Source organism: Burkholderia sp. MSHR3999, assembly GCF_000833595.1.
Lineage (GTDB): Bacteria > Pseudomonadota > Gammaproteobacteria > Burkholderiales > Burkholderiaceae > Burkholderia > Burkholderia ubonensis.
This window is the reverse complement of sequence record NZ_JRFO01000005.1, coordinates 831,836-852,605: the sequence shown is the minus strand read 5'-3', so window position 1 is coordinate 852,605 and position 20,770 is coordinate 831,836. Positions and strand designations below refer to the sequence as shown.

Here is a 20,770-nt window from a genome sequence, read left to right as displayed (position 1 = left end):
CCTGGTCCTAATATGATCGGGGGATGACGGTACCGGAAGAATAAGCACCGGCTAACTACGTGCCAGCAGCCGCGGTAATACGTAGGGTGCGAGCGTTAATCGGAATTACTGGCGTAAGCGTGCGCAGGCGGTTCGCTAAGACCGATGTGAAATCCCCGGGCTCAACCTGGGAACTGCATTGGTGACTGGCGGGCTAGAGTATGGCAGAGGGGGGTAGAATTCCACGTGTAGCAGTGAAATGCGTAGAGATGTGGAGGAATACCGATGGCGAAGGCAGCCCCCTGGGCCAATACTGACGCTCATGCACGAAAGCGTGGGGAGCAAACAGGATTAGATACCCTGGTAGTCCACGCCCTAAACGATGTCAACTAGTTGTTGGGGATTCATTTCCTTAGTAACGTAGCTAACGCGTGAAGTTGACCGCCTGGGGAGTACGGTCGCAAGATTAAAACTCAAAGGAATTGACGGGGACCCGCACAAGCGGTGGATGATGTGGATTAATTCGATGCAACGCGAAAAACCTTACCTACCCTTGACATGGTCGGAATCCTGAAGAGATTCGGGAGTGCTCGAAAGAGAACCGGCGCACAGGTGCTGCATGGCTGTCGTCAGCTCGTGTCGTGAGATGTTGGGTTAAGTCCCGCAACGAGCGCAACCCTTGTCCTTAGTTGCTACGCAAGAGCACTCTAAGGAGACTGCCGGTGACAAACCGGAGGAAGGTGGGGATGACGTCAAGTCCTCATGGCCCTTATGGGTAGGGCTTCACACGTCATACAATGGTCGGAACAGAGGGTCGCCAACCCGCGAGGGGGAGCCAATCCCAGAAAACCGATCGTAGTCCGGATTGCACTCTGCAACTCGAGTGCATGAAGCTGGAATCGCTAGTAATCGCGGATCAGCATGCCGCGGTGAATACGTTCCCGGGTCTTGTACACACCGCCCGTCACACCATGGGAGTGGGTTTTACCAGAAGTGGCTAGTCTAACCGCAAGGAGGACGGTCACCACGGTAGGATTCATGACTGGGGTGAAGTCGTAACAAGGTAGCCGTATCGGAAGGTGCGGCTGGATCACCTCCTTTCCAGAGCTATCTCGCACAAGTTGAGCGCTCACGCTTATCGGCTGTAAATCAGGACAGACTCAGGGGTCTGTAGCTCAGTCGGTTAGAGCACCGTCTTGATAAGGCGGGGGTCGTTGGTTCGAATCCAACCAGACCCACCAATTGTCTGGCGGAAGTACCCTGGGAAGTCTCTGTATGGGGGCATAGCTCAGCTGGGAGAGCACCTGCTTTGCAAGCAGGGGGTCGTCGGTTCGATCCCGTCTGCCTCCACCACAATCTTCAATGACAAGCGTTCGACTTGATCGAACTTTTGCCATTGGCGATTGAGCCAGTCAGAGTGATATGAGTAACACCATATCGGCTGTCGTTCTTTAACAATCTGGAAGAAGCAAGTAATTTGGATAGCGGAAGCGTCTTTGAGATGGACGTGGAAACTATCCGGGTTGTGATTGTATCGATGTATCTCAAGATGATTCGAACTTCATGTTCGGCTCAATTGGAATACGGCACAACGCGAGAACTCAACCTGTAACGAGACAGACTCGTTATAGGGTCAAGCGAACAAGTGCATGTGGTGGATGCCTTGGCGATCACAGGCGATGAAGGACGCGGTAGCCTGCGAAAAGCTACGGGGAGCTGGCAAACGAGCTTTGATCCGTAGATGTCCGAATGGGGAAACCCACTCCTTATGGAGTATCCATGGCTGAATACATAGGCCATGTGAAGCGAACGCGGTGAACTGAAACATCTAAGTAACCGCAGGAAAAGAAATCAACCGAGATTCCCAAAGTAGTGGCGAGCGAAATGGGATGAGCCTTGCACTCTTTATTTGTATTGTTAGCCGAACGCTCTGGAAAGTGCGGCCATAGCAGGTGATAGCCCTGTAGGCGAAAACAGTATGAAAGAACTAGGTGTGCGACAAGTAGGGCGGGACACGTGAAATCCTGTCTGAAGATGGGGGGACCATCCTCCAAGGCTAAATACTCGTGATCGACCGATAGTGAACCAGTACCGTGAGGGAAAGGCGAAAAGAACCCCGGGAGGGGAGTGAAATAGATCCTGAAACCGCATGCATACAAACAGTCGGAGCCTCGTAAGGGGTGACGGCGTACCTTTTGTATAATGGGTCAGCGACTTACGTTCAGTAGCAAGCTTAACCGTATAGGGCAGGCGTAGCGAAAGCGAGTCCGAATAGGGCGTTCAGTTGCTGGGCGTAGACCCGAAACCAGGTGATCTATCCATGGCCAGGATGAAGGTGCGGTAACACGTACTGGAGGTCCGAACCCACTAACGTTGAAAAGTTAGGGGATGAGCTGTGGATAGGGGTGAAAGGCTAAACAAACCTGGAAATAGCTGGTTCTCTCCGAAAACTATTTAGGTAGTGCCTCGTGTCTCACCTTCGGGGGTAGAGCACTGTCATGGTTGGGGGGTCTATTGCAGATTACCCCGCCATAGCAAACTCCGAATACCGAAGAGTGCAATCACGGGAGACAGACATCGGGTGCTAACGTCCGGTGTCAAGAGGGAAACAACCCAGACCGCCAGCTAAGGTCCCCAAATATGGCTAAGTGGGAAACGAAGTGGGAAGGCTAAAACAGTCAGGAGGTTGGCTTAGAAGCAGCCACCCTTTAAAGAAAGCGTAATAGCTCACTGATCGAGTCGTCCTGCGCGGAAGATGTAACGGGGCTAAGCCATATACCGAAGCTGCGGATGCGAGCTAGTCTCGCATGGTAGGAGAGCGTTCCGTAAGCCTGCGAAGGTGCCTTGTAAAGGGTGCTGGAGGTATCGGAAGTGCGAATGCTGACATGAGTAGCGATAAAGGGGGTGAAAGGCCCCCTCGCCGTAAGCCCAAGGTTTCCTACGCAACGTTCATCGGCGTAGGGTGAGTCGGCCCCTAAGGCGAGGCAGAAATGCGTAGCTGATGGGAAGCAGGTCAATATTCCTGCACCGTCGTTAGATGCGATGGGGGGACGGATCGCGGAAGGTTGTCCGGGTGTTGGAAGTCCCGGTCGCTGCATTGGAGAAGGCGCTTAGGCAAATCCGGGCGCAGGATTCAAGGGTGTGGCGCGAGCTCCCTCGGGAGCGAAGCAATTGGAAGTGGTTCCAAGAAAAGCCTCTAAGCTTCAGTCTAACGATGACCGTACCGCAAACCGACACAGGTGGGCGAGATGAGTATTCTAAGGCGCTTGAGAGAACTCGGGAGAAGGAACTCGGCAAATTGGTACCGTAACTTCGGGATAAGGTACGCCCTTGTAGCTTGACTGGCCTGCGCCAGGAGGGTGAAGGGGTTGCAATAAACTGGTGGCTGCGACTGTTTAATAAAAACACAGCACTCTGCAAACACGAAAGTGGACGTATAGGGTGTGACGCCTGCCCGGTGCCGGAAGATTAAATGATGGGGTGCAAGCTCTTGATTGAAGTCCCGGTAAACGGCGGCCGTAACTATAACGGTCCTAAGGTAGCGAAATTCCTTGTCGGGTAAGTTCCGACCTGCACGAATGGCGTAACGATGGCCACACTGTCTCCTCCCGAGACTCAGCGAAGTTGAAGTGTTTGTGATGATGCAATCTACCCGCGGCTAGACGGAAAGACCCCATGAACCTTTACTGTAGCTTTGCATTGGACTTTGAACCGATCTGTGTAGGATAGGTGGGAGGCTATGAAACCGGAACGCCAGTTTCGGTGGAGCCGTCCTTGAAATACCACCCTGGTTTGTTTGAGGTTCTAACCTTGGCCCGTGATCCGGGTCGGGGACAGTGCATGGTAGGCAGTTTGACTGGGGCGGTCTCCTCCCAAAGCGTAACGGAGGAGTACGAAGGTACGCTAGGTACGGTCGGAAATCGTGCTGATAGTGCAATGGCATAAGCGTGCTTAACTGCGAGACCGACAAGTCGAGCAGGTGCGAAAGCAGGTCATAGTGATCCGGTGGTTCTGTATGGAAGGGCCATCGCTCAACGGATAAAAGGTACTCTGGGGATAACAGGCTGATACCGCCCAAGAGTTCATATCGACGGCGGTGTTTGGCACCTCGATGTCGGCTCATCTCATCCTGGGGCTGTAGCCGGTCCCAAGGGTATGGCTGTTCGCCATTTAAAGAGGTACGTGAGCTGGGTTTAAAACGTCGTGAGACAGTTTGGTCCCTATCTGCCGTGGGCGTTGGATATTTGAAGGGGGCTGCTCCTAGTACGAGAGGACCGGAGTGGACGAACCTCTGGTGTACCGGTTGTGACGCCAGTCGCATCGCCGGGTAGCTATGTTCGGAAGAGATAACCGCTGAAAGCATCTAAGCGGGAAACTCGCCTTAAGATGAGATATCCCTGGGGACTTGATCCCCTTGAAGGGTCGTTCGAGACCAGGACGTTGATAGGTCGGGTGTGTAAGCGCAGTAATGCGTTCAGCTAACCGATACTAATTGCCCGTAAGGCTTGATCCTATAACAAGGCTGTTTTAGAGCGGTTGAATGACCGCGATGTGTGCGATACGCACAACCCCAGGATTACTGCTTCTTCCCAGATTGGTTCTGCTGGCCAAGCCAGCAGAACAACCCTCTTTGCCTGATGACCATAGCGAGTCGGTCCCACCCCTTCCCATCCCGAACAGGACCGTGAAACGACTCTACGCCGATGATAGTGCGGATTCCCGTGTGAAAGTAGGTAATCGTCAGGCTCCCTCAAGCCAGAAACCCCCGCCCAACCGGCGGGGGTTTTTGCATTTCCAGCGACGGAAATATCGCCGCCTATCGATTCACATTCGGTGAAACCGCTCCGCACGCACGAATCACGAGCTGCACGACCTGCTCGGTCTTCTCCGCGAACGCTTTCTGCGTGAGTGCGCGCCTGCCGCTCAGCGCGCGGATCTGCGCATCGAAGTCCGCGTAATGCTGGGTCGTCGCCCAGATCAGATACATCAGCGCCTGCGCGTCGATCGGCGCGAGCAACCCGCGCGCGATCCAGTCGTCGATCACCTTCACGCGCGTATCGAACCACGGCTTGACGCGCTGCGCCAGGATGTCCTGCATGTGCTCCGCGCCGTGGATGATCTCGTTCGCCCACACCTTCGAGCCCAGCGGCCGCCGGCGCGACAGCTCCATCTTCGCTCGCACGTAGCCGCCGATCGCTTCGACCGGGTCGTCGCTGTTCTCGAACGTGTTGGCTGCCCGATGCCAGTCCTCGAACAGGTCTTCGAGCACCCGGCGGTACAGCGCCAGCTTCGTCGGGAAGTAGTAATGCAGGTTGGCCTTCGGCAGGCCCGCGCGTTCGGCGATCATCGCCGTGCTCGCGCCTTCGAGCCCGCGCTCCGCGAACACGGCTTCGGCGCACGCAAGCAGATGCGCTTCATTCGACTCCCGGATGTGCGCCTTGCGCCGCCGCAAAGGCGTGGGCGTTGCTTCGCTTTCCATCGCTTCGGTTACGGCATCGTCACGTTTCATCGTTGGCCTCGCGCGGCGCGGATGCCGCGTTGCGCTTCATTCTAGCCGCTCGTCCACGGGCTGGCACGCACCCGGATTGCGTTGCACACCACGCGATGTTGCGACGCAGTGGCACGCTTCTCGCTACAAGTCTTCACGCAAGAAAGACATTGATTTGCCAATGGGATTCGCCTAAAACCTGTCCAATCGGACAGGATTGGATGAGCGGTGGAGGGCCTCGGCGAATCGCCGGGTCACTCGCCGGCAGTGAACCGGAAACGTGCACCTTGTGCGTGCGGCCATGCCCCGGAACAGGCCGCGCATGCACCGGCAGCGACTGAACCGACAGCATGACTGATCAGAGGAGCGACGCGAATGAACGCGGTATCCGAAGCAGCGAAGCGGGCGGCACTCGACCCGTCGATCAAGGTCGACGGCAAGCGTTTGTGGGACAGCCTGATGCAAATGGCGAAGATCGGCGCAACGCCGAAAGGCGGCGTCTGCCGTCTCGCCCTCACCGATCTGGACAAGGCCGGCCGCGACCTGATCGTCAGCTGGGCGAAAGCCGCCGGCTGCACGGTAACGGTCGACCAGATGGGCAACGTGTTCATGCGCCGCGAGGGCCGCGTGCCGGACGCGCCGCCCGTCGTCACCGGGTCGCATGCGGATTCTCAGCCGACAGGCGGCCGGTTCGACGGCATCTACGGCGTACTGGGCGGGCTCGAAGTGATTCGCAGTCTTAATGACTACGGGATCGAGACCGAGCATCCGGTCGAAGTCGTGATCTGGACCAACGAGGAAGGCTCGCGCTTCGCGCCCGCGATGGTCGCATCGGGCGTGTTCGCCGGCGTGTTCTCGCTCGACTACGGGCTGTCGCGCAAGGACGTCGACGGCAAGACGATCGGCGACGAGCTCGCGCGCATCGGTTATGCCGGCGACGTGCCGTGCGGCGGGCGTCCGCTGCACGCGGCGTTCGAGCTGCATATCGAACAGGGGCCGATTCTCGAAGCCGAGCAGAAGACGATCGGCGTCGTCACCGACGCGCAGGGGCAGCGCTGGTACGAAATCACGCTGACGGGTCAGGAGGCGCATGCCGGCCCGACGCCGATGCCGCGTCGCCGCGATGCGCTGCTGGGCGCGTCGCGCGTCGTCGATCTCGTCAACCGGATCGGGCTCGATCACGCGCCGTTCGCGTGCGCGACGGTCGGCATGATGCAGGTCTTTCCGAATTCGCGGAACGTGATCCCGGGGCGCGTGTTCTTCACCGTCGACTTCCGGCATCCGGACGACGCCGTGCTCGCGCAGATGGACGCCGCGTTGCGCGACGGCGTCGCACGCATCGCGGGCGGCATCGGTCTCGACACGCAGCTCGAACAGATCTTCTACTACAAGCCCGTCGCGTTCGACGCCGATTGTGTTACGGCCGTGCGCGCCGCGGCCGATCGCTTCGGCTATTCGCATCGCGACATCGTGTCGGGCGCGGGCCACGACGCGTGCTATCTCGCACAGGTCGCGCCGACGTCGATGGTGTTCGTGCCATGCGTCGACGGCATCAGCCACAACGAGATCGAAGACGCGACGCCCGAATGGATCGAGGCAGGCGCGAACGTGCTGCTGCACGCGATGCTGTCGCGCGCGTGCGAACCCGCTTCATGACGACGCAGCCCTAGCCGGCATTCCCGTTATCGACTGACCGCATCGCCCATAAAACCGCCGTCCCGGTTCCGCATTCGCGCAGCCGGCAGGTACGGCTATGTCCTCACTTTGACGAAGGAACGTGTATGGCCACCCAGCAAACCGGCGATATCGCCGCGCACCGCCTGTCGTCCACGCAACTCTCGTGCGAATTCGCCGACATCGCGCCGCTGCTCGATCCGACCGCCGCGGCCGCGGCGGCAAGCCGCTGTCACTACTGCTACGACGCGCCGTGCGTGCACGCGTGCCCGACGCAGATCGACATCCCTGGCTTCATCCGCAAGATCGGCAACGGCAACCTGAAAGGCGCGGCGACGGACATCCTGTCCGCGAACCCGCTCGGCGGGATGTGCGCACGCGTGTGTCCGACCGAGATCCTGTGCGAAGGCGCATGCGTGCGCAATCACCAGGACGCACAGCCCGTCGCGATCGGCGCGCTGCAGCGGCACGCGACCGACTGGGCGATGGCATCGGGCGCCGTCGCGTTCCGTCGCGCGCCCGACACGGGGCGTCATGTCGCGGTGGTCGGCGCGGGGCCGGCGGGGCTTGCGTGCGCGCATCGGCTCGCGCTCGCGGGGCACCGCGTCACGCTGTTCGACGCACACGCGAAGGCAGGCGGGCTCAACGAATACGGCATCGCGGCCTACAAGACCGTCGACGATTTTGCGCAGCGCGAGGTCGACTGGCTGTTGTCGGTGGGCGGCATCGAGCTGAAGACGGGCGTCGCGCTCGGACGCGACGTGACGCTCGACGCGCTGCGCCAGCAGCATGATGCGGTGTTTCTCGCGATCGGCCTCGGTGGCGTGCGCGCGCTGGCGCTCGACGGCGAGGACCTTGCCGGCGTGATGAATGCAGTCGATTTCATCGAGCAGGTGAGGCAGGCCGATGCGCTCGAGAACGTGCCGGTCGGGCGCCGCGTGGTCGTGATCGGCGGCGGCAATACGGCAGTCGATGCGGCGGTGCAGAGCCGCAAGCTCGGCGCGGCGCGCGTCACGATGGTCTATCGCCGCGGTGTGGAAGCGATGAGCGCGACCTGGGCGGAACGCGAGTTCGCGCAGAAGAGCGGCGTCACGCTCGTCACGCACGCGAAGCCGGTGCGCCTGATCGGCGTCGACGGGCAGGTGACGGGTGTGGAATTCGAAACGGCGTCGGGCGAACGCTTCACGATCGACGCGGACATGGTGCTGAAGGCGATCGGCCAGACCCTCGTGCCGGTCGGCATCGAGCGCGAATTGCTGACGCTCGACGGCAGCCGGATCGCGGTCGACGCGGACGGACGGACCACGTTGCCGGACGTCTGGGCGGGCGGCGATTGCGCGGCCACGGGCGGCGTCGACCTGACGGTCCAGGCCGTGCAGGACGGCAAGCGCGCGGCGGCGTCGATCGACGCGGCCCTCGTGCGGCGCGACGCGCAGGCGGCCTGAGCCGGCAGCACGCACACGCCGCCCACCTGATCGATCACGACAACGACCCCACTCTCACGGAGCCGAACATGGCCGACCTTCGCTGCACCATCGCGGGCATCACTTCGCCGAATCCCTTCTGGCTCGCGTCCGCGCCGCCGACCGACAAAGCCTACAACGTGAACCGCGCGTTCGAAGCGGGCTGGGGCGGCGTCGTCTGGAAGACGCTCGGGCTCGATCCGCACGTCGTCAACGTCAGCTCGCGCTACGGCGCGGTGCAGTGGAACGGCCAGCGCATCGCGGGGCTGAACAACATCGAGCTGATCACCGACCGTCCGCTCGACGTGAACCTGCGCGAGATCGCGCAGGTGAAGCGTGACTGGCCGGACCGCGCGCTGATCGTGTCGCTGATGGTGCCGTGCAACGAACGCGACTGGAAATGGATCCTGCCGCTCGTCGAGGATACGGGCGCCGATGCGGTCGAACTCAACTTCGGCTGCCCGCACGGGATGAGCGAGCGCGGGATGGGCGCGGCCGTCGGGCAGGTGCCGGAGTACGTCGAGATGGTCACGCGCTGGGTCAAGGAAGGCACGAAGCTGCCGTGCCTCGTGAAGCTGACGCCGAACATCAGCGACATCCGGATGGGCTCGCGCGCCGCCTACAAGGGCGGTGCGGACGGCGTGTCGCTGATCAACACGATCAATTCGATCGTCGCGGTGGATCTCGACCAGATGGCGCCGATCCCGACGGTCGACGGCAAGGGCACGCACGGCGGCTACTGCGGGCCGGCCGTCAAGCCGATCGCGCTGAACATGGTCGCCGAAATCGCGCGCGATCCGCAAACGCCGAACCTGCCGATCTCCGGCATCGGCGGCATTTCGACGTGGCGTGACGCGGCCGAGTTCATCGTGCTCGGCGCGGGCAGCGTGCAGGTGTGCACGGCCGCGATGCATTACGGCTTCCGGATCGTGTCGGATCTCGTGGACGGCCTGTCGAACTGGATGGACGAGAAAGGCTACGCGACGCTCGACGACGTGCGCGGGCGCGCGGTGCCGAACGTCACCGACTGGCAATACCTGAACCTGAACTACGACATCAAGGCGCGCATCGACCAGGACCGCTGCATCCAGTGCGGGCTGTGCCATATCGCGTGCGAGGACACGTCGCACCAGGCGATCACGCGCGAGAAGGACGGCGTGCGCCACTTCGAGGTAATCGATGCGGAATGCGTCGGGTGCAATTTATGCATGCATGTGTGCCCGGTCGAGCAGTGCATCACGATGGCGCGTGTCGATGCGGGCGGCTATGCGAACTGGACCACGCATCCGAACAATCCGGCGCGCGTCGACGCAGGCGCGAGCGCGGCTCAGCCCGCGAAACACGCGAAGGCTGCCTGACCGGCGTGCGGCGCCCGGTACCGGTCCGGGCGCCGTTTCCGATCCTTCCGGTCCGGCGTCGCGCGCCACGCGGCGCGGGCGTGGATGATTCCGTGGAGCGTTCTTGATGAAGCTGACAGCGAACCCCGCCGATCCCGACGGCGCAGCCGCGCACGGCGGCAGTCTCTACAACGACGACCTTGCGCCGACGACGGCCGCGCAGCGCACGTGGAAGTGGTATCACTTCGCGGCGCTGTGGGTCGGGATGGTGATGAACATCGCGTCGTACATGCTCGCGGCCGGCCTGACCGAGGAGGGCATGTCGCCGTGGCAGGCGGTGCTGACCGTGCTGCTCGGCAACCTGATCGTGCTCGTGCCGATGCTGCTGATCGGCCACGCGGGCGCGAAGCACGGCATCCCGTACGCGGTGCTCGTGCGCTCGTCGTTCGGCACGCAGGGCGCGAAACTGCCGGCGCTGCTGCGCGCGATCGTCGCGTGCGGCTGGTACGGCATCCAGACCTGGCTCGGCGGCAGCGCGATCTACACGCTGCTGAACATCCTGACCGGCAACGCGTTGCACGGCGCCGCGCTGCCGGTCCTCGGCATCTCCGTCGGGCAGCTCGCGTGCTTCCTGGTGTTCTGGGCGCTGCAACTCTACTTCATCCTGCACGGCACCGATTCGATCCGCTGGCTCGAAAGCTGGTCGGCGCCGATCAAGGTCGTGATGTGCGTCGCGCTCGTCTGGTGGGCGACGTCGAAGGCGGGCGGATTCGGCTCGATGCTGTCGGCGCCGTCGCAGTTCGCGGCCGGCGGCAGGAAGGCAGGGCTGTTTTGGGCGACGTTCTGGCCGGGCCTGACCGCGATGGTCGGCTTCTGGGCGACGCTCGCGTTGAACATTCCGGACTTCACGCGTTTCGCGCATTCGCAGCGCGACCAGGTGATCGGGCAGTCGATCGGGCTGCCGGTGCCGATGGCGCTGCTGTCGGTCGTGTCGGTGGTGGTGACGTCGGCGACCATCGTGATCTACGGCAAGGCGGTCTGGGATCCGATCGACCTGACGAGCCGGATGACGGGCATCGGCGTCGGCATCGCGCTCGTGATCCTCACGCTCGACACGATGTGCTGCAACCTCGCCGCGAATCTCGTCGGTCCTGCTTACGATTTCTCGAGCCTGTGGCCGAAGCGGATCTCGTATCGCACGGGCGGCCTGATCACCGCGACGATCGCGATCGTGATGATGCCGTGGAAGATCCTCGCGACGACCGACGGCTACATCTTCACGTGGCTGGTCGGTTATTCGGCGCTTCTCGGGCCGGTCGCGGGCATCCTGATGGTCGACTACTTCCTGATTCGCGGCACGCAGCTCGATACGCGCGCGCTGTTCGACGAGAACGGCCGCTTCAGTTACGCGCGCGGCTGGAACCCCGCGGCGCTTGCCGCACTGGCAGTCGGCGTGCTGCCGAATCTGCCGGGGTTCCTGCATACGGCGTTTCCCGCATCGTTTCCGAACGTGCCGGCGTTTTTCAACGCGCTCTATACCTATGCCTGGTTCGTCGGCCTCGTGCTGGCGTCGGCCGTGTATGGAACGTGGATGAAATGGCGCGCCGGGCAAAGCGCGCAGGTGGCGAGCGCCTGAACGGCACGGACATTGTCAGTCAACGAGGAGGCAGCAACATGGCAACCCTGATTCGCGGCGGCACCGTCGTCGATGCGGACCGCACGTATCGCGCGGACATCCTGTGCGCCGACCCGCAGGACGGCGGCACGATCCTGCAGATCGCGGAGCGGATCGATGCGCCGGCCGGCGCGACGATCGTCGACGCGCACGACCAGTACGTGATGCCGGGCGGCATCGATCCGCATACGCACATGGAGCTGCCGTTCATGGGCACGACGGCGAGCGACGATTTTTTCACCGGCACCGCCGCGGGGCTCGCGGGCGGGACGACGAGCATCATCGATTTCGTGATCCCGAGCCCGAAGCAGCCGCTGATGGACGCGTTCCGCGAATGGCGCGGCTGGGCGGAGAAGGCGGCGGCCGACTATGGCTTTCACGTCGCGGTGACGTGGTGGGACGAGACCGTGCACCGCGACATGGGCACGCTCGTGCACGATCACGGCGTGTCGAGCTTCAAGCACTTCATGGCGTACAAGAACGCGATCATGGCCGACGACGAGATACTCGTGAACAGTTTCTCGCGTTCGCTCGAACTCGGCGCGCTGCCGACCGTGCATGCGGAAAACGGCGAGCTCGTGTTCCGCCTGCAGCAGGCGCTGCTCGCGCGCGGGATGACCGGGCCGGAAGCGCATCCGCTGTCGCGTCCGCCGGAAGTGGAGGGCGAGGCCGCGAACCGCGCGATCCGCATCGCACAGGTGCTCGGCGTGCCGGTGTATATCGTCCACGTGTCGGCGAAGGACGCGGTGGACGCGATCGCGCGCGCGCGCGCATCGACGGCCTGCGGGTGTTCGGCGAAGTGCTGCCGGGCCATCTCGTGATCGACGAAGCCGTCTACCGCGACCCGGACTGGACGCGCGCGGCGGCCCACGTGATGAGCCCGCCGTTCCGCTCGGCCGAGCATCGCGAGGCGCTGTGGCGGGGGCTGCAGTCCGGGCAGCTGCATACGACGGCGACCGATCACTGCGTGTTCTGCGCGTCGCAGAAGGCGATGGGCCGAGACGACTTCACGAAGATCCCGAACGGCTGCGGCGGCGTCGAGGACCGGATGTCGGTGCTGTGGCATCACGGCGTCAATCGCGGGCGCATTACGCCGAACGAATTCGTGCGGATCACGTCGACGAACGCCGCGCAGATCTTCAACCTGTACCCGCGCAAGGGAGCGGTGCAGGTGGGGGCGGACGCCGATCTGGTCGTGTGGGACCCGGCGGCGACGAAGACGATCTCGGTCAACACGCATCATCAGAAGGTCGACTTCAATGTGTTCGAAGGGATGACGGTGCAGGGCGTCGCGACGCATACGCTGACGCGCGGCGCGCTGGCGTGGGCGGACGGCGAGCTGCGCGCGGTGCGCGGCGCCGGGCGCTATCTGAAGCGGCCGCCGACCGCGGCCTACTACGACGCGGCGCGGCTCGCGAACCGGCTCAGGGAGCCGCATCCCGTCGAGCGAGACGGCTGAGCCCGCGCGCCGCAACCTGTCCGAACGGTCAATATATGGCACGGGTTGTGCTTGATCCTTCCGGTTTCATCCGCAGGACTCGCCTGAAGCTGACTGATTGGTCAACATCGATGCACGCGCGCACCTGAAGCAGGCGGCGCGCTCGAATGTGGGGCAATTGGAACGCCGGGCGAGCCATGCTCGACGACAGGCGCGTCGGGCCTTCGACAACAACAATACGGACGCAGGATCAGGCGCATGTGCATAGAAGAACTGAATAACGAGTCGAGAGGTGAAAGGCATTCGAAATACCCGGCGGCACGCATCGGCCTCGCGCTGCTGACCCTCGCGGCCGGCATGCTGGCCGCGATGCCGGCGCGGGCCGAGTCGCCGCCGGCCGGACCGCTGCTCGCCGAGAGCGGCGCGGTCGTGCCGAACCCGCCGCCGCCGCCCGCGCCGTCACCGTACCTGTCGACGTGGTTTCACCAGAGCCTCGGCGTGATCGGGTCGAAGGACATCCGTTTCGGGCCGCACCGGACCAACGACGTGTACCTGGAATACGAGTACTTCGGCAGGAAGGGCCCGTTCGACCTGTACGGCTACGTGGACGTGCCGCGCGTGTTCGGCGTCGGCAATGGCTACGACACCGGCGTCACGAACAAGGGCTCGCCGCTCTTCAGCGAACAGGAGCCGCGCGTGTCGATCGACGATCTCGTCGGCCGCCGCCTCGGCTTCGGTCCGTTCAAGGAGTGGTACGTGGCGTTCGACTGGATCTACGACCAGGGGCACAACACGGCGGGACGCCAGAACACGCTGTATGCGGGCTTCGGCACCGACATCGACACGCATACGAAGCTGCTGTTGTCCGCGAACCTGTACGTGCGCCGGCAGTGGGAAAACTACGGCGCCGCCAACCAGAACTCGTGGGACGGCTACCGCGCGCAGATGAAGTACATCTACCCGATCGGCACGTTCCACGGCGGCAACCTCACCTACGTCGGCTTCTTCAACTACGACTTCGGCTCGAAGCTGCGCGAGGAGTCGGGCGGCAATGCGCGCACCGACACCGCGTTCGTCTCGACCAACGTGCTGATCTATTCGTTCAAGCACTGGCGGTTCTGGACCGCGGCCCGCTACTTCCATAACGGCGGCCAGTGGAACGGCACCGAGCTGAACTTCGGCGACGGGCCGTTCCAGAACCGCTCGACCGGCTGGGGCTATTACGCGAGCGTCGGCTATCAGTTCTGATCTGATGCACGACGCCATCACAAGAAACGTTCACGCGAGGATTTCCATGATCAAGAAGAGAATGCTTCAACTGCTTGCCGTGCTGGCGCTGGCAGGCACGTTCGCGACCGCCGCGCATGCGGCGGGCGACGGCGCGCGGCGGCCGCGCCCGGTCAAGGTGCTGATCGTCACGATGTTCGGGCCGGAAGGCAACGCGTGGCTCGATCGTCTCGGGCCGCTGCAGCGGATCGCGGTGCCGGGCCTGTCGCCCGACTATCCGGCCGTGAGCTGCACGCGCGACGACGTGTGCGTGCTGACGACCGGGATGGGCCACGCGAACGCGGCGGCCTCGATGGCCGCGCTGGTCTACTCGCGCCGGTTCGACCTGCGCCGGACCTACTTCCTCGTCACCGGCATCGCCGGCATCGATCCCGCGCAGGGCACGCTCGGCTCGGCGGCGTGGGCCCGCTACCTGGTCGACTTCGGCATCCAGTGGGAGCTGGATGCGCGCGAGATTCCGGCCGGCTGGAAGTCGGGCTATCTCGGCATCAACACGAAGAGCGAGAACGACAAGCCGCCGCTCGACTACCGGACCGAAGTCTTCCAGCTGAACGAGGCGCTGCTGCAGAAGGCGCTCGCGTTGTCGCGCGGCGTGACGCTGCACGACAGCAAGGAGGCGGCCGCCTATCGCGCGAAGTATCCCGCTGCGCCGGCCAACCAGCGCCCGACGGTGATCCAGTGCGACACGCTGGCGGGCGATACGTGGTTCTCCGGCACGAAGCTCGGCGAGCGCGCCAGCGAGTGGACGCGCCTCTTGACCGACGGCAAGGGGGTGTACTGCACGACGCAGCAGGAAGACAATGCGACGTTCGAAGTGATCAAGCGCGCGGCGGCGGCCGGCCTTGCCGATCCGCAGCGCGTGGCCGTGCTGCGCTCGGGCTCGGATTTCGATCGTCCGCCGCCCGGCGGCTCGGACGTCGACAACCTGCTCGACTATCAGAACCAGGGCGGGTTCTTGCCGGCGCTCGACAATCTTTATCTCGCCGGTTCGCCGCTCGTCAACGCGATCGTGAAGGACTGGGCGCACTGGCAGCACGGCGTACCGGCCGAGTGACGGCGGCCATGCGCGTGACACCGGCTCGCGCCGGATGCGGCGCGGGCAACTGACGCGCTCGCTCCCGGCGAGCGCGTTCCAACAACGAGAGAGGGGGCACCACGTGGATATTCTGCGCAGTCTGTCGGGCATGCTGTTCCTGCTGTTGATCGCCTATCTGCTGTCGAACAACCGGCGCGCGGTGCGCGGCCGCACGATGATCGCGGCGCTGCTCACGCAGCTCGCGATCGGCGCGCTCGTGCTGTTCGTGCCCGCGGGCCGCGCGGCGCTCGCGACGGCCGCCAACGGCGTCAACCGCGTGCTCGACATGGGCAACCACGGCATCGCGTTCGTGTTCGGCGGGCTGGTCGACAACCGGATGTTCCAGCTGTTCGGCGACGGCGGCTTCGTGTTCGGGCTGCGCGTGCTGCCGATGATCATCTTCGTGACCGCGCTGATCGCGGTGCTGTACTACCTCGGCGTGATGAAATGGATCGTCGCGATCCTTGGCGCCGCGCTGGCGAAGCTGCTCGGCGTGAGCCGGATCGAAGCGTGCTCGGCCGTCGCGACGATCTTCCTCGGGCAGAGCGAGATGCCGGCGCTCGTGAAGCCGTTCGTGAAGCAGATGACGAGTGCGGAGATCTTCACGGTGATGGCGAGCGGCATGGCGTCGATCGCAGGCTCGGTGCTGGTCGGCTATGCCGGCCTCGGCGTGAAGATGGAGTACCTGCTCGCCGCGTCGTTCATGGCCGTGCCGGGCGGGCTGCTGTTCGGCAAGCTGCTGTTCCCGACCGTCGAGCCGAGCCGCATCGTCGTCGAGGGGCTCGACTTCGACGACAAGCGCGCGGCCAACGTGATCGAGGCGGCCGCGTCCGGCGCATCCGTGGGCTTGCGGATCGCGATCAACGTCGGCGCGATGCTGATCGCGTTCGTCGGGCTGATCGCGCTGATGAACCTGATCGTGAGCGGCGCGGCGGCGCTGGCCGGCTTTCCGCACGTCACGCTGCCGGGCCTGCTCGGCCGCGTGTTCGCGCCGCTCGCGTGGATGATCGGCGTGCCGTGGCATGATGCGGTGCTGGCCGGCAATTTCATCGGCGAGAAGCTGATCTTCAACGAGTTCGTCGCGTACGGCGACCTGTCGCCGTACCTGAAGAACGGCGCGCAAGGGCTCGATCCGAAGACGATCGCGATCGTGTCGTTCGCGCTGTGCGGCTTCGCGAACTTCTCGTCGATCGCGATCCTCGCGGGCGGCTTCAGCGCGGTCGCGCCGGAACGCCGCTCGGAGGTGGCCCGGCACGGCCTGCGCGCGCTGACGGCCGCGACGCTGTCGAACCTGATGAGCGCCGCGATCGCCGGCCTGTTCTTTTCCCTGCATTGAGCGAGATTTTCCCGCATGAAGGCTTCCCCCATCGACTCCGTGTCACGCAACCTGCTGACCGAGGCGGCGCTCAAGGCGCTGCACCTCGTCGATCTGACGTCGCTGAACGACGACGACACCGACGCCCGGATCGACGCGCTGGCCGCGTCCGCCGACACGCCGGTCGGCACGCCCGCGGCGCTGTGCGTGTATCCGCGCTTCGTTGCAACCGCGCGCGCCGCGCTGGCCGCGCGCGGCCTCGCGCTGCGGATCGCCACCGTGACGAACTTCCCGTCAGGTGACCTGCCGCCCGACGCGGCGGCGCGCGAAACCGCCGACGCGGCCGCGCTCGGCGCGGACGAGATCGACGTCGTCTTCCCGTATCGCGCGCTGCTCGCGGGCGACGCGCAAATCGGCCGCGAGCTGGTCGCGCAATGCCGCGCGGCCGCGGCCGGCAAGTGCCTGAAGGTGATCGTCGAATCGGGCGAGCTGCGCGAGCCGGCGCTGATCCGGCAGGCGAGCGAGATCGCGATCGAGGCCGGCGCGGATTTCATCAAGACGTCGACGGGAAAGGTGCCCGTCAACGCGACGCTCGACGCGGCCGCGATCATGCTCGGCACGATCCGCGAGTCCGGGCGCGCGGTGGGCTTCAAGGCGGCGGGCGGCGTGCGCACCGCTGACGAGGCGGCCGCCTATCTCATGCTCGCCGAGCAGGTGTTCGGGCCGGGCTGGGCGACGCCCGCGACGTTCCGCTTCGGCGCGTCGAGCCTGCTCGCGAATCTGCTTGCCGTGCTCGGGCACGCGCCCGGCGCGGTCCGGCCATCTTCCTATTGAGAGGTTCGACGATGTTTCTGCCGCAGGAATTCATTCGCAAGAAGCGCGACCGCCAGCCGCTCGGCCGCGACGAGATTGCCGCGTTCGTGCGCGGCGTGACCGACGGGAGCGTCACCGAAGGCCAGGTCGCGGCCTTCGCGATGGCCGTGTACTTCAACGACCTGAGCATCGACGAACGCGTCGCGCTGACGCTCGCGCAACGCGATTCGGGCGAGGTGCTCGACTGGCGCGGGCTCGACATGGGCGGGCCCGTGATCGACAAGCATTCGACCGGCGGCGTCGGCGACGTCGTGTCGCTGATGCTCGGCCCGATGGTTGCCGCGTGCGGCGGCTTCGTGCCGATGATTTCCGGGCGCGGGCTCGGCCATACCGGCGGCACGCTCGACAAGCTGAGTGCGATTCCCGGCTACGACGTCACGCCGGACACGCAGGCGTTTCGCCGCACGGTGCGCGACGTCGGCGTCGCGATCATCGGCCAGACCGCGCAGCTCGCGCCGGCGGACAAGCGGATCTACGCGACGCGCGACATCACCGCGACCGTCGAATCGGTCGCGATGATCACCGCGTCGATCCTGTCGAAGAAGCTCGCGGCGGGGCTCGACGGCCTCGTGATGGACGTGAAGGTCGGCTCCGGCGCGTTCATGCCGACCTATGAGAAATCGGTCGAGCTGGCGCGCAGCATCGTCGACGTCGGCAACGGCGCGGGGATGAAGACGACCGCGATCCTCACCGACATGAACCAGTCGCTCGCGCCGTGCGCGGGCAATGCGATCGAGGTCGCGTGCGCGATCGACTACCTGACCGGCAAGTCGCGGCCGGCGCGGCTGCACGAGGTGACGATGGCGCTGTCGGCGCAGCTGCTCGTCACCGGCGGGCTGGCCGGCGACGCCGCGCGCGCGCACGCGATGCTGCAGCAGGCGCTGGATTCGGGCGCGGCCGCGGAGCGCTTCGCGAAGATGATCGCGATGCTGGGCGGTCCGGCGGACCTGCTCGACGCGCCCGCGCGTCATCTCGCGCGGGCCGCCGTGACCGTGCCGGTACCGGCGCGCACGAGCGGCGTCGTGCAGCAGGTCGATTGCCGTGCGCTCGGGCTGGTGGTCGTCGCGCTCGGCGGCGGCCGCACGCGTGCGGAAGACGCGATCGATTACGGCGTCGGGCTGTCGGCGCTGTCGGCGCTCGGGCAGCGCGTGGAAGCCGGCGAGCCGCTCGGCTTCGTGCATGCGCGCGACGCGGACGCCGCCGCGCGCGCGGTCGCGGAAATCCAGCGTGTCTACACGGTGGGCGACGCGGGCGACGCGCCGCCGACGATTTATCAGTGGATCGACTGATGCGCGCGGCATCGGATCCCGCCGCACTTCCCCCAACACCCGAGGCATCGTCGCAATGGAACGAGACAAACTGATCGAACAGGCCAAGGCGGCGCGCGAACGCGCGTACGCACCGTATTCGCGCTTCAAGGTCGGCGCGGCGCTGGAGGCGCGCGACGGCACGGTCTTTCACGGCTGCAACGTCGAGAACGCGTCGTACGGGCTGTGCAATTGCGCGGAACGCACGGCGCTCTTTGCCGCGATCGCGGCCGGCTATCGTCCGGGCGATTTCGCGCGGCTCGCGGTCGTGGCCGACACGGACGACCCCGTCGCGCCGTGCGGCGCGTGCCGGCAGGTGATCATCGAAATCGGCGCGCCCGATATCGAGGTGATCCTGGGCAACCTGAAAGGCGATATCGAAGTGACGACCGCGCAAGCGCTATTGCCGGGCGCGTTTCGTCTGTAGCGAGCCCGCGCGGCGCGCCGTGACGCCGCCGCGCGGGTTCGGCTGCGTCAGGCGTCAGGCGTCGTCGCTCGCGCCCGCGTCGCGGATCGGGATCACCGTGCGGCCGCCGCAATGGCGCAGCAGGTCGCGCAATTCGTTGATGACCGGAAACACCTCGTGGTTCCAGTCGGCGCCCTGCGCGTCGTGCGCCTGCTGCTCGAGCTCGACGATCCAGCGGTCCTCCTTGAAGATGCGTTCGGTGAACCACACGAGCAGCGGCCACGCGAGGTCCAGCGCGAACGGGATGCCGGGCTTGCGGACCGACAGCAGGCCGAACGTGCGGTTGGTGCGCTGCGCCGCGTCGAGCGGCACGTAGACGATCCACAGGTCCATCACCAGCGTGCCTTCGCTCGAGCGGATGCGCAGCGTCTGGTACGGATAGCCGGTGCGGACCGTCATCACGCTCTTGTCGGCCTGGTCGGCGGGCTTCTTGCTCGCACCGAACACGAGCGCCTCGCCGACGGGCTGCTTGCCCTCCATCCGCGCGAACGTGTAGTCGACCTCGACCCAGTCGTCGCCGCGGCGGCGGCCCACGGAACGCGCGCGCATCTGTCCCATCTGCCGCCTATGCAGGAACTGGTGGTTCATGTCCATCAGGTTCTCGTGCATGAACGAGTAGTGGCACTTGACCTCGCGGCCGAAGCGGCGCGTCTTGTACGCGCTGTCCTCCGCCGACGGCAGTTCGGGCAGCGGCCGCTCGCCGGCCAGCGCGGCATCGCCGGGAAACACGAAGACCAGGCCGTGCACCTCGCGGCACGGATACGCGCGCACGCCGTTCGGCAGGCGCTCGCGGCCGAGGTAGGGCACGTCGATGCAGCGCCCGGTGCAGTCGTAGGTCCAGCCGTGATAGCAGCAGCGGATCGATTCGCCGGTGACGACGCCCGCGTGCAGCGGCACCTGCCGGTGCGCGCAGCGGTCCTCGAGCGCGAACACCGCGCCGGACGCGGTGCGCACCAGCACGATCGGATCGCCGGCAAAGCGCACGCCGAGCGTGCCGCCGCGCTTGATCTCGCGCGACCAGGCGAGCGGATACCAGTGATCGGGGTGAATCGGCACGCGCCGCAGGTCACGCGTCTGCGTGCTGGCGGGCGGTTCGACGGGACTGCTGTCCAGCAAAGGCGCGATACGCATGCTTGACGTCTCCATCCGGGGCGGGAGCGGCGATCGTCTCCGAACGCGAGCGGCCGCCGTGATTCAGTCTACGCGAAGTTGCCCGGAGGGAGCCGGCCTTGCGTGGCAGGGCTAGGGTTGTTCTCTACGAATCCGCGCGTGCGGGAGGGCGATGCGGCGATGCGATCCGCCTGGCACGACGACATGCACGATGCGGATCGTTGCGCGCGCGTCGATCTCGACGGCGGCGGCCGGCGGCGCGGCGGGCCGTCGATACCTGCTG

At 64.8% G+C, this 20,770-nt stretch carries 12 protein-coding genes, 2 tRNA genes, 3 rRNA genes and 1 pseudogene; 16 read left to right on the top strand and 2 right to left on the bottom strand.

The features are described from left to right. The 5 genes from KY49_RS17280 to rrf form a co-directional block, all read left to right on the top strand. Positions 1-1,080: ribosomal RNA gene (locus tag KY49_RS17280) — 16S ribosomal RNA — on the top strand; the annotation flags it as partial. Positions 1,081-1,143: 63 nt separating this feature from the next. Further along, positions 1,144-1,220 (top strand) — tRNA-Ile (locus tag KY49_RS17275). A gap of 36 nt (positions 1,221-1,256) precedes the next feature. Then, positions 1,257-1,332 (top strand) — tRNA-Ala (locus tag KY49_RS17270). 278 nt (positions 1,333-1,610) lie between these two features. Beyond that, positions 1,611-4,492: ribosomal RNA gene (locus KY49_RS17265) — 23S ribosomal RNA — on the top strand. A 120-nt stretch (positions 4,493-4,612) separates the two neighbouring features. Then, a 5S ribosomal RNA gene (gene rrf / locus KY49_RS17260) occupies positions 4,613-4,725 on the top strand. A gap of 70 nt (positions 4,726-4,795) precedes the next feature. On the opposite strand, the gene KY49_RS17255 is transcribed toward rrf, so the two are convergent. Next, complete coding sequence (locus KY49_RS17255) at positions 4,796-5,488, bottom strand: TetR/AcrR family transcriptional regulator (protein ID WP_042585787.1); 693 nt, start codon at positions 5,486-5,488, stop codon at positions 4,796-4,798. Positions 5,489-5,842: 354 nt separating this feature from the next. Between KY49_RS17255 and KY49_RS17250 the strand changes: the two genes are divergently transcribed. The 11 genes and pseudogenes from KY49_RS17250 (at position 5,843) to cdd (ending at position 19,338) form a co-directional block, all read left to right on the top strand. Further along, positions 5,843-7,123: a Zn-dependent hydrolase gene (locus KY49_RS17250; protein ID WP_042585786.1), complete on the top strand. Its 1,281-nt coding sequence runs from the start codon at positions 5,843-5,845 to the stop codon at positions 7,121-7,123. A gap of 125 nt (positions 7,124-7,248) precedes the next feature. Continuing rightward, positions 7,249-8,586 carry an NAD(P)-dependent oxidoreductase gene (locus tag KY49_RS17245; RefSeq protein WP_042585785.1) on the top strand — a complete coding sequence of 446 codons (1,338 nt, stop codon included), beginning with the start codon at positions 7,249-7,251 and terminating at the stop codon, positions 8,584-8,586. 68 nt (positions 8,587-8,654) lie between these two features. Beyond that, entirely contained in the window at positions 8,655-9,962 is a 1,308-nt protein-coding gene (gene preA, locus KY49_RS17240; protein ID WP_042585784.1) for an NAD-dependent dihydropyrimidine dehydrogenase subunit PreA, read from the top strand. Positions 9,963-10,068: 106 nt separating this feature from the next. Further along, positions 10,069-11,577 carry an NCS1 family nucleobase:cation symporter-1 gene (locus KY49_RS17235; RefSeq protein WP_042585783.1) on the top strand — a complete coding sequence of 503 codons (1,509 nt, stop codon included), beginning with the start codon at positions 10,069-10,071 and terminating at the stop codon, positions 11,575-11,577. A gap of 38 nt (positions 11,578-11,615) precedes the next feature. Continuing rightward, a pseudogene (gene hydA, locus KY49_RS17230) lies at positions 11,616-13,075 on the top strand (dihydropyrimidinase). Positions 13,076-13,312: 237 nt separating this feature from the next. Further along, positions 13,313-14,302, top strand: a complete 990-nt coding sequence (locus KY49_RS17225; protein WP_080405517.1) for a nucleoside-specific channel-forming protein Tsx — start codon at positions 13,313-13,315, stop codon at positions 14,300-14,302. A gap of 46 nt (positions 14,303-14,348) precedes the next feature. After that, positions 14,349-15,395 carry a purine-nucleoside phosphorylase gene (locus KY49_RS17220; RefSeq protein ID WP_042585782.1) on the top strand — a complete coding sequence of 349 codons (1,047 nt, stop codon included), beginning with the start codon at positions 14,349-14,351 and terminating at the stop codon, positions 15,393-15,395. A gap of 103 nt (positions 15,396-15,498) precedes the next feature. Then, on the top strand, positions 15,499-16,752 hold the full coding sequence (locus tag KY49_RS17215; RefSeq protein WP_010098703.1) for a NupC/NupG family nucleoside CNT transporter: 1,254 nt from the start codon (positions 15,499-15,501) through the stop codon (positions 16,750-16,752). Between the two features lie 15 nt (positions 16,753-16,767). Beyond that, positions 16,768-17,565, top strand: a complete 798-nt coding sequence (gene deoC, locus KY49_RS17210; protein ID WP_442854628.1) for a deoxyribose-phosphate aldolase — start codon at positions 16,768-16,770, stop codon at positions 17,563-17,565. A gap of 11 nt (positions 17,566-17,576) precedes the next feature. Next, positions 17,577-18,893, top strand: a complete 1,317-nt coding sequence (deoA, locus tag KY49_RS17205; RefSeq protein WP_042585781.1) for a thymidine phosphorylase — start codon at positions 17,577-17,579, stop codon at positions 18,891-18,893. Between the two features lie 55 nt (positions 18,894-18,948). After that, complete coding sequence (cdd, locus tag KY49_RS17200; protein WP_042585780.1) at positions 18,949-19,338, top strand: cytidine deaminase; 390 nt, start codon at positions 18,949-18,951, stop codon at positions 19,336-19,338. 54 nt (positions 19,339-19,392) lie between these two features. On the opposite strand, the gene KY49_RS17195 is transcribed toward cdd, so the two are convergent. Continuing rightward, complete coding sequence (locus tag KY49_RS17195) at positions 19,393-20,508, bottom strand: aromatic ring-hydroxylating oxygenase subunit alpha (protein WP_042585894.1); 1,116 nt, start codon at positions 20,506-20,508, stop codon at positions 19,393-19,395. Between the last annotated feature and the right edge of the window lie 262 nt (positions 20,509-20,770).

What these genes read in the sequence shown, in the direction of transcription:
- KY49_RS17255 (WP_042585787.1), bottom strand. Translation starts at nt 5,488, where the DNA reads ATGAAACGTGACGATGCCGTAACCGAAGCGATGGAAAGCGAAGCAACG.
- KY49_RS17250 (WP_042585786.1), top strand. Translation starts at nt 5,843, where the DNA reads ATGAACGCGGTATCCGAAGCAGCGAAGCGGGCGGCACTCGACCCGTCG.
- KY49_RS17245 (WP_042585785.1), top strand. Translation starts at nt 7,249, where the DNA reads ATGGCCACCCAGCAAACCGGCGATATCGCCGCGCACCGCCTGTCGTCC.
- preA (WP_042585784.1), top strand. Translation starts at nt 8,655, where the DNA reads ATGGCCGACCTTCGCTGCACCATCGCGGGCATCACTTCGCCGAATCCC.
- KY49_RS17235 (WP_042585783.1), top strand. Translation starts at nt 10,069, where the DNA reads ATGAAGCTGACAGCGAACCCCGCCGATCCCGACGGCGCAGCCGCGCAC.
- KY49_RS17225 (WP_080405517.1), top strand. Translation starts at nt 13,313, where the DNA reads ATGTGCATAGAAGAACTGAATAACGAGTCGAGAGGTGAAAGGCATTCG.
- KY49_RS17220 (WP_042585782.1), top strand. Translation starts at nt 14,349, where the DNA reads ATGATCAAGAAGAGAATGCTTCAACTGCTTGCCGTGCTGGCGCTGGCA.
- deoC (WP_442854628.1), top strand. Translation starts at nt 16,768, where the DNA reads ATGAAGGCTTCCCCCATCGACTCCGTGTCACGCAACCTGCTGACCGAG.
- deoA (WP_042585781.1), top strand. Translation starts at nt 17,577, where the DNA reads ATGTTTCTGCCGCAGGAATTCATTCGCAAGAAGCGCGACCGCCAGCCG.
- cdd (WP_042585780.1), top strand. Translation starts at nt 18,949, where the DNA reads ATGGAACGAGACAAACTGATCGAACAGGCCAAGGCGGCGCGCGAACGC.
- KY49_RS17195 (WP_042585894.1), bottom strand. Translation starts at nt 20,508, where the DNA reads ATGCGTATCGCGCCTTTGCTGGACAGCAGTCCCGTCGAACCGCCCGCC.